The following is a 17,094-nucleotide window of genomic DNA, read 5'->3' as shown; positions in this document are numbered from 1 at the left end:
GATACGAGATACGAGATGCGAGATGCGAGATGTGATGTGGCCCCTAAAAAGTAGACACAGGGGTTAAACCCCGCGAGGTCACTACGGGGAATTGGAGCGATGTAGGGAGCGGATATTAGCGTTTTAGATCGATATAGATTTGCTCAACTTTAGTTCGAGCCCACTCTGTCTTTCGCAGAAACTTTAAGCTCGACTTGATGCTTGGGTCTTTCTTGAAGCAGTTAATGTTAACCATGTAACTCAACTCTTCCCAACCATAGTGATCCACTAGCTCAGTCAGTAGTTTTTGCAAAGTAATGCCATGCAGTGGGTTGTTTACTTGTGTCATGATAAGTCCAATAGGTATTTTTCGTCAGTATAGCAGCTTAGCCATCGGAGTTTCCGGACCATTTTAATGAGAAATCAGTATCGACGATATTAAGCTCTTCCCTTCCTTTATTACCAAACTCACTGACTTGAGTTTCTATCCATTTAGAGAAGCGTTGAATCTTGTCGCGATGAAAGTATCCCGGCGGTGCACATAAGAAGTAATTGTATTTCGGCCTTAGCGCGGTATTCCCAATTCTAACCAGCTTGCCTTCTTGTAGGTATCGATACACTAAGCTGTGTTTCACCAAAGCAACACCTTGAACAGAAAGTGCTCCCTCTAGTACAAAGTGAGAACCATCAAACTGCAATGTCGTGTGACCGCCTTCAACGCCCACTTCATTGAGCCATATTGACCAATCCATATCAGGCCATCGGTCTTCAATTAGCTCAGCTTTGTGCAGGTCCTCGACACTGTATATTCCATACTTCACCTGATAGAGCGGATGACAAACAGGGTATAGCACCTCATCCATTAGCCAACGCGACTCTAGATTTGAGTAGTTACCGTGCCCGTAGCGTATACAGATATCAATACTTGAATCCTCAAAGGTGATTAGCTTGTTGGTTGGCTCAATCAGCATGGATAGATCTGGATGTCTCTCTCTGAAGTCACCAATCCTTGGCACTAACCAGTGCTGAGCAAAGGATGGAACGGTGGAAATCGAGAGCTGATTTGGATTTGGGTCTTGGTTGATTCTTCTCACGCCATCTTGAAGGTGAGCAAAACCTTTCTTCGCTTGAAGATACAGAACCTCTCCCTCATGAGTGAGTACAATTTTTCGGTGCTGTCTGATGAAGAGTTCGGCACCGAGCCAGTCTTCAAGTTGCCTGATCTGTTGGCTTACCGCAGCAGCAGTGACAAACAAGGTTTCTGCAGCGAGCTTAAAGCTGCCTTTGTCGGCTGCAATATAGAAGTAGTAGATGCCTTGAAAGGGAGGTGTTCGTTCATTCACATTAGTTTTCCTTAACTGAATGCCAATATCTATCGTTTGTCGGCTGACTGTCTTTGGTCGAATATTAGCCATGTAAACAGATAAACATAGAGAATAAAAGTATAGAAGGGGTAACTTATGAATTCAGGCACAGTTAGAGTCGAACTAGATGGGCGCTCGAACAACACTTCTTTGATTAAGAAATTCTATTTCAAAGTACAGCAATTTAGGCAAAATGCTAAAACAAGAAAGCACTTAGCTGATCTACCCGATCATCTTTTAAATGATATTGGGTTAACGCATACACAAGCACAGCAAGAGGCGAGGAAAGCATTTTGGGAGTAATGGAGTTAGATTTAAACAAAAAAGCGTAACTCAAGCTGTTACCTGAGTTACGCTTGTTTTTGTCTATTCAAAAGCGCCTTTACCAAAAAGAACTTGGCTTAAGGTGGATTACTCCTCCCAAACTACCAATTTGTCTTTTGGCCAGTTATGGCCAACTTCGTGGTACTTCTGCTCTAGAATATGACGTTTGATCTTGAGCGTTGGAGTTAGAATCCCGTTTTCAATGCTCCACGGTTCTTTGATCATCAGTACGCCTTTGATCTTCTCATGAGAAGCTAATTGTGAGTTCATCTTCTCAATAACGCGTTTAGTGGTTCTCTCGTAGCGTTCACGGTCGAAGTTAGGGAAGTCATGAGGAACAACAAGCAGGATAGGACCAGGTAAGCCCAGACCAATCAGACACATCATCTCTACACGACTGTACTCAAATAGCTTTTTCTCGATAGGTACAGGAGCAACGAACTTACCTTTCGCTGTCTTAAAGGTATCTTTCTTACGACCTTGAATCGTTAGGTAGCCCTCGTTATCAATAGCACCAATATCACCGGTGTGTAACCAACCCTCGGCGTTAAATGACTCTTGTGTAGCAATGTCATTTTTGTAGTAGCCAGAGAACAAGCCTTTACTGCGTACTAAGATCTCATCATCTTCAGCAATCTTAAGCTCAACACCTGGGCCTGCGTTACCGACAGAACCAATCTTATCGGCTCTGAATGGGTAGTTGAGGGTGCTGTAAGCAAACGACTCAGTCATCCCCCATGCCTCAGTGATGTGCAGGCCTACACTCTCATACCAATCCAGCAGAGCTGGGGATACTGGTGCAGAACCACAACCAAGAACGCGGGCTTGATCTAACCCAAGACCATCTGCCAGCTTCTTCTTAATGAGCGAGTTAACAAACGGAATCTTGAGAAGAATATTAAGCTTCTTCTGTGGCAGTTTGTCTTGAATACGCTGCTGGAATAGAGTCCAGAGTCTTGGCACGGAGATGAACAGAGTCGGTCTGTGCATCTTCACGTCTTCGATAAAGGTATCGAGTGATTCTGGGAACGCGGTTGGTACACCACCCATGACAGATGAACCAAAAATGTAAACACGTTCTGTGATGTGAGCCAAAGGTAGATAGGAGAACAGACGATCGTTTTTCTCGATACCAATATGGTCGATTAGACGCTGAACCGACCAAGTAAAGGCACCATAGGTCAACATAGCGCCTTTTGGTTGACCTGAAGTCCCTGACGTATAAACCAGTGACATAAGCTTGTCGTCGTGATGCACAGGGCGTTTTGAAGAAGGAGCACTCTTGTCGATGAGATCATTAAATGCGTATTGGCATTTTGCTGCTGTGTCATAAGGTAGGGCAATGCTGATAAGTTCTGGATTTTCATCGACCACTTGTTGAGTGGCCGCGGGATCGTCAAGCTTACCTGCTATTACGATCTTACTTTCACTGTGTTCAATACAGTACGCGATAGTATCTGCACCTGCCGTCGGGAAGATTGGTACACTGACAAAATCACCCAGCATCATGGCTAAGTCGGTAATGAACCACTCGGCACAGTTTTTTGATACTAGTGCAATGCGATCGCCAGGCTTGGCGCCTAGGTCCTCAAGTGCAGTAACCAATTTGAGTGCTTTGTCTGCCACCTCTTTGTAGGTGAACTCGACAAACTGACGGTTGATGATCTGTTTTAGATAGACCTCATTTGGGCGCTCCTCTGCCCATTTTAAAATCATTTCATTTGGTGTAGGGAGAGCTTGGTTTTGGTCTTGGCTAAACTCGTTAGGCTGAATCATTGTCTAACTCCATGTTTTTCGCTAAGTTATTGTTGTTAAAATTATGTTAAAGATAGCACGTGCATATTCTTTTAGGGAGTAAAATTAGCGTTTATTTGTCATCTATGCAGGCTCGCCTATAACTTGCTGGGGTAACCCCTGTTCTCTTCTTAAAGATTCGTGAAAAGTAAGAGACATCTTTATAACCACATTGGTAAGCGATCACTGCGATTTTTGAGTCTGTATCCCTTTGCATGATCTCTTTGGCTAACAAAATTCGCTTATCGCAAACGAAGTCTCGAAAGCTGACGCCAAAGTGTCGGTGAAACTTTTTGGAAAAGTAGCTTGTAGAGCAGTGGCACATCTCTGCAAGGTCGGGTTCTCGTATATCAGAAGTGAGATGACTCAAGATGTATTCGGAGACCTGTTTTAAGAACAAAGTATCGCTATCTCTCTCTCGATTATTACTTTCAATCTGACAATGTGTATTGAACAAATGATCTGTCTTAATTTTGAGAATCTCGAGTTCATTTGTGAGGCCAATCTCATTCACATTGACAATATCAATCAGACTTTTCTTATATCTAATTACATTCTCTATAGAACAGTTTGATATAACAATAATCTTCTTATTTAGGTTTTCACAAATAGAAATAGCCATGTTAAGTAGTTGATAGTTTTTATTTTCATTGATTATAAAAAATACCAGTCTTACTTCTAACCTACTGATAATAGAGATATCTTGATCAAAAGTTGTTATAGGAAAAAATTGTTCGACTTTTTTTACAATAATCGAATTAATTCTACTCTTCTTGTCGGTTAATAAAGGTGTAATTAGATGCATAAATATATGCCTCATGTTTCATTTGTTAACTTTTATTGAAAATGGATGCGTATAAAACCTCTATTGAATAGATTAGAAAGAGAACCAAAAAGTACAAGTGAAAAGAAAAAAAATCCTAACTCAATACGATCTTTACCTCTAGATTTACCTTACAGGTTAGCAAAACCTGTCCTAGCAATAATGGAGATATGACCATGGATAAGTTAATGAATAATATTAAAGAATTTCTAAATGATGAAGAAGGCCTTACAGTGATCGAATACGTAATCGGTGCTGCAATGCTGGTTTTAGGACTAACTACAATTTTTAGTGGTGTCGGCGCTGCATTAGCAAATAAACTGATTGCGATTATTGGGTTGATTACCAGCACGGGTACTCCTGGTGTGTAGTAAACGGGGTCTTATATTAAAACGCTACTTTAATAAATCTTCGCTCAAAGAGTGGACCAAAGATGAGAGTGGACTGGTTGTTGTCGAATATATCATTGGGGCTGCGGGCCTTTTGATCGTCGTAGGATTGTTGTTTGCAAACTTCGGAACAAGTCTTCTCTCTAAACTGACGAGCATTCTCGATTTGCTTTGAAGTGGGGACAAAAACCATATGTCAACTTACATCAGTATATGGGTAATTCTTTTGCTAATTTCATTTTATGATCTTAGCGAGAATAGAATCCCCAATAAGCTTCTTGTTTTACTGCTGATTTTTGGTTTTTTCTATGGCTTTCAGGAAGTCGGATTAAAAGAACAAGCGTTAGGATTATTATTATATTTCTCCAGCGGTCTCATTCTCTATTTTATCAAGGTGATGTCCGCTGGTGATGTTAAATTGCTAGGCGTAATAGGTATGATATTTGGTGCATCAAGTATTGTTGATGTCGGATATTATATCCTAATGGCTAGCGGGTTGATTGGGACTATGTATTTATTTTTATTTAAGGTAAATACCCTTGAGTTTCAAGGTTGCTCTTTGAGTGTCAACCCGCTCAATAAACAAATTCATGCAAGGTATAAAGAAAAAATAACCATGCCATTCGCACCTTCAGTCGTTATAGGTCTCGCTATGTACAGTTATTTTACTTAATTTTTTGAGGCTAGACGTTTAGGCTCATTACTTAAAGAGGGATGCTTTATGGATATGAGAGGGACAAGAATAACGACCCATTTGAAGCCTCAAATATCAGCACCGTTGGTACCCACCTCATTTGATATGCTTGGTATTCCAGAGGTTGTGGTAGAAAACCTCGTTATCAAACACCTGTCAGCCTATCCAAAGTCTGATGTTTTAGAGCTATCTAATTACCTTTGTGTGGTCACGCACATTGTCGAAAGTGCATTAGCGGTGCTTCGAAAAAAATCACTGATCGAAGTATTTCAACCTAACTCTAATCTCTCAGTTAACACACTGTCTCATAGCCACGTGAGATATTCACTATCTGAAAAAGGCTTAGAAGAAGCTGAGTTAGCATTCAAGCGAGATGCTTACCTTGGACCTGCTCCCGTATCTCTCGAACAGTACTGTGAGATTGTAAAAGCGCAAGACCTAAGAGCCCAACTAGTCACTCGTCCAGACGTTGAAGAAGCGTTGCATGATGTTTATGGCGTTGAAAGTAAGGTGCCTGTCCTTGGGCCTGCCATTAATTCGGGGCGTGCTTTGCTTCTTTACGGACATGCAGGTACAGGTAAAACCTTCGTCGCATCAAGGATTGTGAATGCTCTGCAAACCTCAGTATTTATTCCTTACGCAGTGTATGCGTTAGGAAACATCATTAAGGTATTTTCTGCCCAACACCACAAACCTATTGATAATAATGGCAAAGACCGATCTGTTTCTCTGCTGGATCAATATGACAAGCGTTGGCTCAATTGTGAGCGACCAAATATTCAAGTCGGTGGTGAATTAACGATGGAGATGCTGGAAGTCAACCATTCAGAAAATAGTCGAGTATGGTTAGCTCCACTACAGATGATGGCCAACAACGGTATTTTCGTTATTGATGATTTAGGGCGACAACCTATGCCCGTAGATGCGTTGTTAAATCGTTGGATCGTTCCAATGGAGTACTATTTCGACCATTTATCTCTGCCCAACGGCCAACAAATTACAATTCCTTTCATCTTGACGTTAGCCTTCTCAACTAACTTGGATCCCCAGAGAATCAGTGATCCTGCCTTTTTACGTCGTTTAGGCTACAAAATAGAATTTGAACCACTCTCGCAAAAAGATTACCAAACTCTATGGGTTGATACCGCTCGAGAGAAGAGCTTTGAGCTACCTGATAATACAATTGAACAGTTGTACAAACTTCACCGCATTCACAATGTTAATTATTTCCCTTGCTTACCTAAAGATCTCGTCGGGATCAGTAAAGATATCGTTCTGTTTGAACAGCTACCGTTAACGATTACTCCCGAGATTCTGACAATGGCATGGAAGGTGTATTTCACTTCTGATGGACTCGAGGAAGAGAGCAATGAGTAAAAGCCAAATATTTCTTCTATTTTTACTGTCCGTAGTATTCGGTTTAGCCGCTGTGTTTTTTGCTAAACAATGGATGGACAATCAAGTACAGCCAACGGTCGAGGTGGAGCAGGTTGAGCGTCATCCTGTTGTTGTCGCCTCTCAAGAGATCGAAGCAGGAACCATTATTGAGGAGCAATACTTAACCACAAAATTGATGGAGAAAGATTGGATCAATGAAAACAACTACTCTGACACTGAGGAGTTGGTCGGTAAGGTTGTCGCTAACACGATATATGCCGGTGAGGTTCTGCATAAGATGCGGTTTACTGTACCAGGTGAAGGTTCAACATTAGCGGCTTTGATTCCTGAAAATAAACGAGCGGTGACGATTCGTGTGGATGATGTTATCGGTGTCGCAGGTTTCCTATTACCAGGTAATAAGGTGGATATTCTCAACACGGTTTCGTATGGGAAGAACTCGGCTTCAACGCAAACCGTGTTGAAAGACATCAAAGTGCTTGCGGTAGACCAAACCGCTAAAACCAAAGAGAACAGTCCTATCATTGTCCGTGCCGTAACATTGGAAGTGACCCCGAAAGATGCCGAGAAGTTACTAACAGCTAAAAGTAAAGGCAGTATTCAGCTGACACTCAGAAACCCACATGAAGTAGACAAAAAAGTCGTGAAACGATACGTACCAAGACCAAGCGTTACTATCATCAAAGGTACGGAAACATCGAATGTTCGCGTCAAGGATTGAGGTGATATATGAAAATAATAATAACTTGTCTGATTGGTTTACTGTGTGTCTCGCTTTCTAGCTATGCAGCGATTCAAACGGGAAAAACCGTCACGGTGCCGCATCATAAGTCAACACACGTGAAGTTGTCTGGAAAAGCGAGCAAGGTGTCTCTCGGTGACCCAGATGTCCTTGATATTGTGATGCTGAAATCTAACGAGCTGTTTTTGATAGGTAATAAGCTCGGCGCTACGAATTTAATGGCATGGGACTCAAGAGGAGTGCTGATCGAGTCAATCAATATTGAAGTGACACATGATTTAAATAGTCTGAAAGCTAAGTTGTTTGAATTTTTGCCGAATGAGCAGATCGAAGTTCATAGTTCACAGAATCGTTTGTTATTGAGCGGTCAAGTGAGCAATCAGCAACAGATGAATATTGCCATGCGTATCGCTGAAACCTATGCAGCAGGGCAGTCTGTTGATACATCGAAAGAGTCAGGAAGTGAAGTGACTGCTGCAACTGGTGTGATCAATCTAATGTCGATAGGTGGAGCACAACAGGTCATGCTAGAAGTTACGGTCGCGGAAGTTCAACGTAGCTTAGTGAGAAAATTTGATGCGAATTTCCATTTTTTCCAAAGCAGTGGCTCTAATTTCTCATGGGGTGGTGCGTCCGTTCCTGCTGGCATTGCTGGCGCTACGCCTATCTTCGATATCCCCACCTCACAAGACTACGGCATATTAGGGTCATTTGTTGATGGTAATACCCTTTTCAGTTTTGCGTTGGATGTTGCTAAACAAAATGGTGTAGCTAAAGTCCTAGCGGAACCAAACTTGACCGCTCTCAGTGGAGCAAAAGCTGAATTTTTAGCGGGTGGTGAGTTCCCTATCCCTGTTCCTGATGAAGACGGCATCACCATCGAGTACAAAGAGTACGGTGTTGGCTTAAAGTTCATTCCCACTGTTCTTAGCGATCAAAAAATCAACCTTAACCTTGCCGTTGATGTGAGTGAAATTGCCAATAGTAGTTCTCTCACCATTGAACCGAGTTTGAGCAATGCGACTTATTTCATCCCACCTATTACTCGACGTAGTGCGTCATCAACATTGGAATTGGCTGATGGACAGACCATCGGTATCGCGGGTCTGTTGAGTGAAAACGTGCGAGATGTAAGTAATAAGATGCCGGGGTTGGGAGAGGTTCCTGTTTTGGGGCAGTTATTCAACAGCCAAGAATTTGTATCGGGGGAAACCGAGTTGGTGATTTTAGTTACCCCAAGATTGGCTAAGCCTATAGATAGAAATGCTGTAACTCTACCGACGGATGCCTTTGTGAGCCCTAACGACCTTCAATATTACTTACTTGGCCGAAGTGCTTACATTGCGGAGCCATCGGGTGATGATGAACAAGCTCCTCGTCAATCTGCGCCTCAAACTGTTCCAGTTGAAGGTGGAAGCGAAGGCTCATTTGGACATGAATTATAAGGAGATAGCTATGATTAAGGTGATGATGGTTTGTCTCAGTGTAGGTTTGGTGGGGTGTGTAACGTCAGATGCACCTCTGGGTCACTCTGTAGCTCAGGTTAAAACAGAACAAATTTATAACCCAGATGCGACTCAAGAAAATTTGCTCGTAGTGCCTGACGGTACAGGGGAGCGAATGCAGATTGGTTACGATAGATATGTCGGTAAAGGAGAAGAAGCCTTATCTGGCAATAGTAGCCAAGTACTTCAAGAGTTTAATTGATATTTGGAGGTACTCATATGTTGTATCGAGTATCGAAAAGTCCCAAAAGACAGCAAGGTTTGGTGGTTATCTTAGTGACCGTTGCCCTGTTAGTTTTTTTGGCTGTATCAGCGCTAGCCGTTGATATGAACCATATTCTGGTTAACAAAACACGTTTGCAGAACGCTGTGGACTCTGCTGCTCTGGCTGCAGCCACAATACTGGATAACAGTAAGGATAAAGATACGGTTGACGCGGAGGTAGCGACAGCCCTCGCTGCTATGGCGGGTTCATCGGGTAATCATGAAATAGATCTTTCTACGGCAAATATATCTATTGAATACTCAAATGATCCACAAGATTTTACAGGAACTCCAACCTTTGGTGCTGACGACGATGTGTATGTTCGCGTTACGGTTTCCTCACTCGATATGGAGGAGTTCTTTATTCAAGCATTTGGTTTGGAAAAAACGGTTGCGGCAAGTGCAGTAGCGGGCCCTAGCTCGGGTCAAAGGTTTATCAATAATGTGGTGCCCATTGGTGTGTGTATTGGTGATGGGACGTTTGATAATGACGTCAACGAAGATGGTCTCCATGATGATACTGGTGAAGTGATTGACAGTGTTTTCGGGTATGAGCTTGGCACTGTTCATGCCTTAAAAGTGGGAGACAGCAACCTTTCTGAGATGGGAAACGGAAACTACCACCTGCTCGATTTTGGTTCCGGTGGTAATACCATTAAGAATGCGTTGGGTGGTAGTTACGATAACCCTGTTGCAATAGGTGAAGATGTTGTGACAAAACCGGGCGGCACAGTTGGCCCTACTGGCGATGGGCTGAATACTCGCTTTGGTGATTATGGTGGTGGTCTTACAGAAGATGATTACCCGTCAGATTACATCACTACAGAGCCGACCAATGAGATTACGATTGATAGTAACACGGGCGAAATAGATTTTGATGGTAGCTTTACCTATGCTGATTATAAAAGCGCGACAAATGCTTGTATTGAAGGCACGGGGAGTGGATGTGTTACCAATGGTGTCGCGTGGCGCAGGATTTTACCAATTCCTATGTTGGATTGCTCAGGAAAAAGTGGAGGCGCGACAGATTTTACAGTGAATAAGATAGGGTGTTTCTTCTTACTGCAAAGAGCGCCTGTGAATAACAGTGGTACCCAAGCTGTTTTTGGTGAGTTCATTCACTCATGTTCTGTGGTTGGTGGTTCCGGTGGCGTCAATTCGACGACAGAAGGGGCATATCGCATTGTGCTCTATGATGATCCTGATAATGAGGAGTCGTAGTCATGAAAGCGAATCTTAAAAGACAACGAGGGTGGGCTGCTGTCGAGGTCATTATTGCTACACCAGTACTGTTATTTTTCTTAGTGTTGACGCTCGAGTTAGGAAACATGTTGATCCATTACAACGTGATTTCTAAATCAGTACAAAACGGTGCCCGTTATGCGGTGAGTGAAGTTTATGGAACACAAACGGGAACCTTAGCACCGACCTCTGAAATACAAAATGTGGTTGTGTATGGAAAAAGTTCGACTGGCACTGCTTTGTTATCGAACTTATCAACGGCGAATGTCACAGTGACCCCTCCCTCTACAGACGATTATGTGAGGGTGAGTGTCAACTACAGCTACGTACCTCATTTTATTGGTATACCGTTTTCTAGCCAAAGCTTGTCAATACCTCTTCAAGTAACTTCGGTAATGAGGGTGTTGTGATGAACACGTTAACTAAACGCCGAATGAAAGGGTTGGCAATTGTTGAGTTCACGTTGGTCTCTTGGTTGGTATTTCTATTGATATTTCTGATCCTTGGTGTAGGGGTCTATGTTTTTTCACTACAGATGGTGAGTGAAGCTACAAGAAAAGCAGCGCGTCTTGCGACTGTGTGTTGGGTTGAAGACAGAGACAATATTGCGGGCATGATTGTTCAAGATATTCCTTTGGTTGGCTTCTCTGCATCAAATATTGAAGTAGCTTATTTAGACAGCACTGGAACAGAGATTACCACTGGGTATACAACAGACCCAGGATTTGGGGATATAAAGTTTGTGAGAGCCAGAGCAACGGGCTATGGAATACAGCTAGTCAGTAATTTGAGTTTTTTAGGAACATCTGGGTACCTAGCAGCGCCCGCATTTGAAACGATATTACCAGCAGAGAACTTAGGGGTAATTCGAGCGGATTCGAATTTAAGGACAAGGTGTCCAACAAACTAAGCACAGGAGCAGTGTTATGGGGGAAGCTATACCATTACCTTCGAGCGATAACGAGATCCCGAGGTTGAAGACCAACCTTAAGGTTTGGCTTGTTTATCACAGTGAGGGTTTTCATGCCTATATGAGTCAAGAGCTGAAGAAATGTAGAAATCTATACACGCATTCTTTTTCTTTACTCGGCATGAGTGAAGAGTACTTACAAAACATTGATGCTCCTGACTTAATTTTCGTTGAGGCTGGTGGAAATTGGTCTCAAAAAATGGCAGAGCTTCAAGGCTACGATTTAGCTTGGGAGGGCCACGACCTCTCATTGGTGGTTTTTGGCGATGAGAGCGATAACGCTTCTCTTAAAGTTGCGTTACGCTTGGGTGCTTCTGACTTTCTTTCTCACAATGTCAACATATCGGGTTTGATGCCTCTACTGCAGAAAACATCATCCGACAAACTGGCAAGTTCGCGTTTGGGCGAGATGTTTCTGTTTCTTAATACCAAGGGTGGTATGGGGGCGACAACGCTTGCTCTGAACACTGCGATAGAGATAGCGGAACATCATCCAGACGAAGTGTTATTGCTTGATATCGATTTGCAGTTTGGCGTTATTCCTGAATATATGAATGTGCAACCGTCTTACAGTATCTCCGACGTGATCAATAACTCAAAAGATCTCGATGAAATCTCTTTGAGCACATACGTCTGTAAGCATGATTCAGGGTTACATGTTCTAAGCTTTAAGCATGAAAATAACGCGGATGATTACGAACATGCACTCAAAATAGGTAAGTTACTTCCGGTGCTTCGCCGTTATTACCCGTTCATCATTATTGATTTTTCTCGCGGGCTGGATCATGTGTTTGCATCGACGATATCCCCGGCCAATAAAGCACTTCTCGTTATGCAGCAAAATCTTGTGTCGATTAAGAATACATCTCGTCTGATTAAGTCCTTGAAGTTTGAGTATGGGTTACAAACAGATGCGATCGAAATCGTACTCAATCGTTATGAAAAGCGACAACCGATTAAGCTTAAAGATATAGAACAAACATTGGGGTCTCATGATATTCATATCATGCCTAATGATTTCAAAGTGGCATTGGAGAGTGCCAATTTAGGGATGCCATTTGTTCAAAATAAGAAAAACAGCTCTATTACTCGATCGATTATTGAGCTGTCTAATTTTCTATCACCTCATGAAGAAGAGAACAAAAGTTGGCTTAAGCGACTATTCTCATAAGACGGCAGTGATGCGCAAAGACGAGGGAGCGTTATGTTCTTCAAACGAAAAAATATTAACCCAGAGTTCGAAAAGAAAGCCTCAGATGTTGCTGTCGATGAAGTTAAAGCAACTAATCTAGCTGAGGCTCCGGCTAATCCTCTGACCCGTCCTGATGCCAGTGCTGAAAAAGAAAAGTCGATTAATGAAGCCAAAAAGGCACTTGAACAAGAACTCTCAATCAAACATTACTTTCACAAGCAACTACTTGAGACTCTCGATCTAGGTTTGCTTTCTAGTTTAGAAAAGGAACGCGCTAAGGTTGACCTTCATGAAGCTATTGTTCAATTAATGGCGAATGATTCAAGCCAAGCCCTAAGCGCTGAAGGTCGCAAGCGAGTTATTAAGCAGATTGAAGATGAGGTTTTTGGGCTCGGACCGCTAGAACCTCTGCTCGCAGATACAACGGTGTCAGATATTTTGGTAAATGGCCCCAAAAGTGTTTATGTAGAGCGTCGAGGAAAGTTGGAAAAGACACCTTATACCTTTCTTGATGACCGTCACTTAAGAAACATCATCGATAGAATTGTGAGTCAAGTGGGGCGACGTATCGATGAAGCATCACCTATGGTGGATGCGCGGCTTGCTGATGGCTCTCGTGTTAATGCCATTATCCCTCCGCTTGCACTGGACGGCCCGTCAGTATCGATCCGACGTTTCGCTGTTGACCGTCTGACAATGGATAACATGTTGAGTTTCGGTTCTCTATCTCCTGAAATGGCTAAGTTTGTGGAAGCGGCGGTGAAAGGAGAGCTCAATATTCTGATTTCAGGAGGTACTGGCTCGGGAAAAACGACCACACTTAATATTTTTTCAGGCTTTATTCCGAGAGATCAGCGAATTATCACGATTGAAGATTCAGCTGAGCTTCAATTACAACAACCTCATGTGATTCGATTAGAGACTCGCCCTGCTAACCTTGAAGGCAAAGGTGAAATTAGCCAACGTGAACTAGTAAAAAATACTTTGCGTATGCGCCCTGACAGAATTGTGGTTGGGGAGGTAAGGGGGAGTGAAGCCGTCGATATGCTTGCTGCAATGAACACGGGCCACGATGGCTCTTTGGCAACGATTCACGCCAACACCCCTCGCGATGCTTTAAGCCGAGTAGAAAATATGTTCTCTATGGCGGGCTGGAACATCTCAACCAAAAACCTTCGTGCTCAGATTGCATCAGCCATTCATTTGGTCGTTCAAATGGAACGTCAAGAAGACGGAAAGCGCCGTATGGTTAGTGTTCAAGAGATCAATGGCATGGAGGGGGAGATGATCACTATGTCTGAAATCTTCCGTTTCCAAAGAAAAGGAGTTGATGCTGAAGGTAATATTCAAGGCCATTACACGGCTACCGGTATTGTTCCTCAGACCCATGATCAATTGGTGAAGCGTGGCTTAGATTTACCATTCGAGATATTTACCGAGAAACAGGAATAGGGGGGCTGTATGGATAATGTAACGGTTTCATTGATTCTGTTGTTCGTTGCGGTTCTGTTTATTTCGCAAGCTTTGCTCTTACCGGCAGCCGGTAAAAAGGCTAAGCATCGTGAGCTGTCTCGACGCCTCAAGGAGACGCAGAAAAATATCGACGAAGAGAGCCTCTCTCTTTTGAAGGAGCACTACCGTAAAGAGCTATCACCTTTAGATCGTAGGTTGGTGTCAATAGGCGCACTGGCTGACCTGAAAAAAATGCTGGAGCTAGCGGGTATCAAAATAGCTCTGACTCGTTTTCTATTTACGACTTTTTTAGCTGGGCTATCACTTACATTACTTGCGCTGTTATTGAATCAACAATGGTTTGTGTGTGTAGCGGTATTTTTCTTTTCTTGGGTTGTCGCCTATTTGTACGTACAAAACCGAGTAACTTATCGCCTCGCTCGCTTTGAGGAGCAATTACCAGAGGCTCTCGATATCATTCGCCGTGCATTGCAAGCTGGGCAGCCTTTGGTTCAGTCTCTTAATGAAGTTGGCGAAGAGATGCCAGATCCTATTGGATCGGAGTTCAAAAATACCTATAACTTACTCAACTATGGTTATGACTTGCGCTTAGCTATTTTGCAAATGGCTGAACGTGTCCCTACGGTATCTATGTTGGCATTTTCGAGTGCAGTAATGTTACAGAAAGAGACGGGTGGTAACCTTTCAGAGAACTTACAGAAAGTATCAGAGGTGCTAAGAGCTCGTTTCAAGCTGGAGCGAAAAATCAAAACACTTTCAGCGGAAAGCCGATTGTCTGCTTGGATACTGACTCTGTCCCCTTTTGCGCTTTTCTTTGGGCTGAAAGTTGTTAGCCCCGATTATATAGAACCTTTGTATAGCGATCCTCGCGGTATCACCATGGTGAGTATTGGCATTATCTTACTGGCTTTAGGCGCTTTGTGGATCAAGAAAATAATTAACATAGAGATATGATTTATGGAACTACTCGACATTAATGCTTGGATGCAAGCCTTAGAAGAGTTTGGGTTAAGTTCACAAATGGTGATCTATGGAATGATTCTACTGACCACCATTTTATTGACTCTCACATTAGGCTTTTTATTGGTTGGTGCTAGCTCACCATTAGACAAACGCTTGAAGAAAATTTCTGGTAATAAAGCTAATTCGTCTCATAGAAAGGGGTTCGATTTTTCGAATACGCTGGAATCTTTAAGTCCGTTTGTCGGAAAAGGAAACAAGCGTGATAACGCAACCTATTCAGAGAAGCTGATGCATGCAGGTTATCACGATAAAAGTGCGCTCTCGATTTTCTATTCATTGAAATTGATCTCAACCTTGATCGGTTTAGTCTGTGCTTTTTTGGTGTATTACACCGCGGTAGGCGGCAGCTACAACAACCTACTGACTTTAACTTGTGTCTTCATCGGTATGTTCACCCCTAACTTTGTGCTGAATAAACTGCAGAAAGATCGCCAACGAAAAATTCGAAACGGGGTCCCTGATGCGTTGGATTTGTTAGTGGTTTGTACCGAATCTGGACTTGGCTTTAATGCCGCGCTAGGGCGAGTTGCGACAGAACTTTATGTATCTCAACCTGAGCTAGCCGATGAATTGGATACGGTTTTTGCCAAGATCCAAGCTGGTGTTCCAATGCCAGATGCTTTGAGTCAACTCATCGATCGGACTGGTCTTACTGAACTTGAAGGCTTGGTATCTATGTTGTCTCATGCTTCGAAAATGGGTGGAAGCCTTGCGCAAACCTTAAGAGACTATACTGCGGATTTTAGAGATAGACGACAACAGGCTGCTGAAGAAGTCGCAGCTAAAATCCCAACAAAAATGTTATTTCCAATGCTGCTATTCATCTGGCCTTGCTTCTTTATCGTGGCATTAGGTCCAGGGATGATGATTGTAATGGACGCACTAACGGCCCCAGGAGCTGAATTATGAGAACCATAAATAGAGTCATATTATTCATGTTACCTCTTTTTCTTATTGGGTGTGCTTCATCTGATGAAACGGGCAACGATTTCAATTCGGAACTATATGCAGGTAAACCGATAGACACATTGAGTAATGATACGCCTCCTTTAAATGAGAAAGAGGCGATTGTTCGAGGTGATAAAGCACTGCGAGAGAACAACGTCGATCTTGCTTTATATGAATATATTCGTTCCCTTTCGTATCCTGAGAAAGAGTTCCATGACAGAACATTGTTCACGATTGGTCGTATTCATCAATCAAGAGCGAATTACCCTCTGGCAGAGAAATCTTACCTTGCTGTGTTGAATGTCGATCCCGCCCATACCGGAGCGCTTGAACAGCTTGGGAGTTTATACACTAAACAGAACCGACTTGAAGAGGGCCTAAGTTACTTTTACAAAGCCATTAATTCAGACCAAGTACGATTGAGCAGCGGTCAAAGTATCTCTAATAATCATTCATTGACCAAGAGTCAGGCTCAAGCCTTTAAAGTGGATGATCAATCTCCGTTATTAGCTTATATGGGAGTTGGGGTGTTGCGAGATGTGGCTGGTGATCATGATGTTGCACAGATTCTGTTTGGTAAGGTACTGACTATCTCTCCCCGCTCTGTCAAAGGGTTAATCAACATGGGTTATTCTCACTACATGGACGGTGAATATGATGAAGCTGTACGCTTAACGACTAACGCGTTGAACCTTGAGCCAAATAATGAGAAAGCGCAAAATAACCTTGCGTTGATTTACCTTGCTAAAGGAGAAGTGCAGAAGTCGGTTAATACCTTTATGCGCCATATGGATGCACCAGAAGCATTGAATAACGTCGGTTACTTCTTGATTCTTCAAGGTAAACCAGAGGAAGCTATTCCTTACCTACAACAAGCGATTGATAAAAAAGCTTCCTATTATGAACTTGCCAATAAAAACTTGGAGACAGCGATCTCGCAAGTCCGAGAAATGAATTAGAAAATTAACTC

The 17,094-nt window shown here is 42.8% G+C and carries 18 protein-coding genes and 1 pseudogene; 15 read left to right on the top strand and 4 right to left on the bottom strand.

Going from position 1 to position 17,094, the window contains the following annotated elements:
- Positions 1 to 115 precede the first annotated feature (115 nt).
- Positions 116 to 328 carry a VF530 family DNA-binding protein gene (locus tag KI743_RS10005; RefSeq protein WP_032551576.1) on the bottom strand — a complete coding sequence of 71 codons (213 nt, stop codon included), beginning with the start codon at positions 326 to 328 and terminating at the stop codon, positions 116 to 118.
- A 37-nt stretch (positions 329 to 365) separates the two neighbouring features.
- Entirely contained in the window at positions 366 to 1,322 is a 957-nt protein-coding gene (locus tag KI743_RS10000; protein ID WP_285466225.1) for a LysR substrate-binding domain-containing protein, read from the bottom strand.
- A gap of 117 nt (positions 1,323 to 1,439) precedes the next feature.
- Here KI743_RS10000 and KI743_RS09995 point away from each other — a divergent pair, with 117 nt between their 5' ends.
- Complete coding sequence (locus KI743_RS09995) at positions 1,440 to 1,646, top strand: DUF1127 domain-containing protein (protein WP_285466224.1); 207 nt, start codon at positions 1,440 to 1,442, stop codon at positions 1,644 to 1,646.
- Positions 1,647 to 1,754: 108 nt separating this feature from the next.
- Here the strand turns inward: KI743_RS09995 and KI743_RS09990 are convergent, their stop codons facing one another.
- Both KI743_RS09990 and KI743_RS09985 read right to left on the bottom strand, forming a co-directional pair.
- Positions 1,755 to 3,443, bottom strand: coding sequence for an AMP-binding protein (locus KI743_RS09990; RefSeq protein WP_285466223.1), 1,689 nt, complete (start codon positions 3,441 to 3,443; stop codon positions 1,755 to 1,757).
- Between the two features lie 91 nt (positions 3,444 to 3,534).
- On the bottom strand, positions 3,535 to 4,266 hold the full coding sequence (locus tag KI743_RS09985; protein ID WP_285466222.1) for an AraC family transcriptional regulator: 732 nt from the start codon (positions 4,264 to 4,266) through the stop codon (positions 3,535 to 3,537).
- Between the two features lie 194 nt (positions 4,267 to 4,460).
- Between KI743_RS09985 and KI743_RS09980 the strand changes: the two genes are divergently transcribed.
- The 14 genes and pseudogenes from KI743_RS09980 to KI743_RS09915 all read left to right on the top strand — a co-directional run bounded on the left by KI743_RS09980 (position 4,461) and on the right by KI743_RS09915 (position 17,083).
- Positions 4,461 to 4,655, top strand: a complete 195-nt coding sequence (locus KI743_RS09980; protein ID WP_032551580.1) for a Flp family type IVb pilin — start codon at positions 4,461 to 4,463, stop codon at positions 4,653 to 4,655.
- Positions 4,656 to 4,866: 211 nt separating this feature from the next.
- Positions 4,867 to 5,346 (top strand): prepilin peptidase, encoded by a 480-nt coding sequence (locus KI743_RS09975; RefSeq protein ID WP_032551583.1) that lies wholly within the window; start codon positions 4,867 to 4,869, stop codon positions 5,344 to 5,346.
- A gap of 48 nt (positions 5,347 to 5,394) precedes the next feature.
- Positions 5,395 to 6,744: an ATPase AAA gene (locus tag KI743_RS09970; RefSeq protein ID WP_032551584.1), complete on the top strand. Its 1,350-nt coding sequence runs from the start codon at positions 5,395 to 5,397 to the stop codon at positions 6,742 to 6,744.
- On the top strand, positions 6,737 to 7,486 hold the full coding sequence (gene cpaB / locus KI743_RS09965) for a Flp pilus assembly protein CpaB (protein ID WP_032551585.1): 750 nt from the start codon (positions 6,737 to 6,739) through the stop codon (positions 7,484 to 7,486). Before KI743_RS09970 ends, cpaB begins: the two co-directional genes overlap by 8 nt.
- A gap of 8 nt (positions 7,487 to 7,494) precedes the next feature.
- A complete protein-coding gene (locus tag KI743_RS09960; protein WP_032551586.1) occupies positions 7,495 to 8,952 on the top strand; it encodes a type II and III secretion system protein family protein in 1,458 nt (485 codons plus the stop codon).
- Positions 8,942 to 9,214 (top strand): hypothetical protein, encoded by a 273-nt coding sequence (locus tag KI743_RS09955; RefSeq protein WP_032551587.1) that lies wholly within the window; start codon positions 8,942 to 8,944, stop codon positions 9,212 to 9,214. The genes KI743_RS09960 and KI743_RS09955 overlap by 11 nt, the downstream gene beginning before the upstream one ends.
- A gap of 17 nt (positions 9,215 to 9,231) precedes the next feature.
- On the top strand, positions 9,232 to 10,497 hold the full coding sequence (locus KI743_RS09950) for a Tad domain-containing protein (protein ID WP_285466220.1): 1,266 nt from the start codon (positions 9,232 to 9,234) through the stop codon (positions 10,495 to 10,497).
- A gap of 2 nt (positions 10,498 to 10,499) precedes the next feature.
- The gene (locus KI743_RS09945) at positions 10,500 to 10,928 is read left to right on the top strand and encodes a TadE/TadG family type IV pilus assembly protein (RefSeq protein WP_032551589.1); all 429 of its coding nucleotides are present in this window, start codon (positions 10,500 to 10,502) and stop codon (positions 10,926 to 10,928) included.
- Complete coding sequence (locus KI743_RS09940) at positions 10,928 to 11,428, top strand: TadE/TadG family type IV pilus assembly protein (protein ID WP_285466219.1); 501 nt, start codon at positions 10,928 to 10,930, stop codon at positions 11,426 to 11,428. Before KI743_RS09945 ends, KI743_RS09940 begins: the two co-directional genes overlap by 1 nt.
- A 16-nt stretch (positions 11,429 to 11,444) precedes the next feature.
- Positions 11,445 to 12,659 carry an AAA family ATPase gene (locus tag KI743_RS09935; RefSeq protein ID WP_285466218.1) on the top strand — a complete coding sequence of 405 codons (1,215 nt, stop codon included), beginning with the start codon at positions 11,445 to 11,447 and terminating at the stop codon, positions 12,657 to 12,659.
- A gap of 156 nt (positions 12,660 to 12,815) precedes the next feature.
- Positions 12,816 to 14,132 (top strand): annotated as a pseudogene (locus tag KI743_RS09930) (CpaF family protein); the annotation flags it as partial.
- Positions 14,133 to 14,141: 9 nt separating this feature from the next.
- On the top strand, positions 14,142 to 15,107 hold the full coding sequence (locus KI743_RS09925; protein ID WP_032551594.1) for a type II secretion system F family protein: 966 nt from the start codon (positions 14,142 to 14,144) through the stop codon (positions 15,105 to 15,107).
- Between the two features lie 3 nt (positions 15,108 to 15,110).
- Positions 15,111 to 16,085 (top strand): type II secretion system F family protein, encoded by a 975-nt coding sequence (locus KI743_RS09920; protein ID WP_285466212.1) that lies wholly within the window; start codon positions 15,111 to 15,113, stop codon positions 16,083 to 16,085.
- Complete coding sequence (locus KI743_RS09915; RefSeq protein WP_285466210.1) at positions 16,082 to 17,083, top strand: lipopolysaccharide assembly protein LapB; 1,002 nt, start codon at positions 16,082 to 16,084, stop codon at positions 17,081 to 17,083. The genes KI743_RS09920 and KI743_RS09915 overlap by 4 nt, the downstream gene beginning before the upstream one ends.
- The last annotated feature ends 11 nt before the right edge of the window (positions 17,084 to 17,094 follow it).

The sequence above is a fragment of the Vibrio sp. D420a genome, from assembly GCF_030248625.1.
Taxonomy (GTDB): Bacteria; Pseudomonadota; Gammaproteobacteria; order Enterobacterales; family Vibrionaceae; genus Vibrio; species Vibrio fortis_A.
The sequence above is the reverse complement of the archived record's forward strand: the minus strand, read 5'-3'. Positions and strand labels throughout refer to the sequence as shown.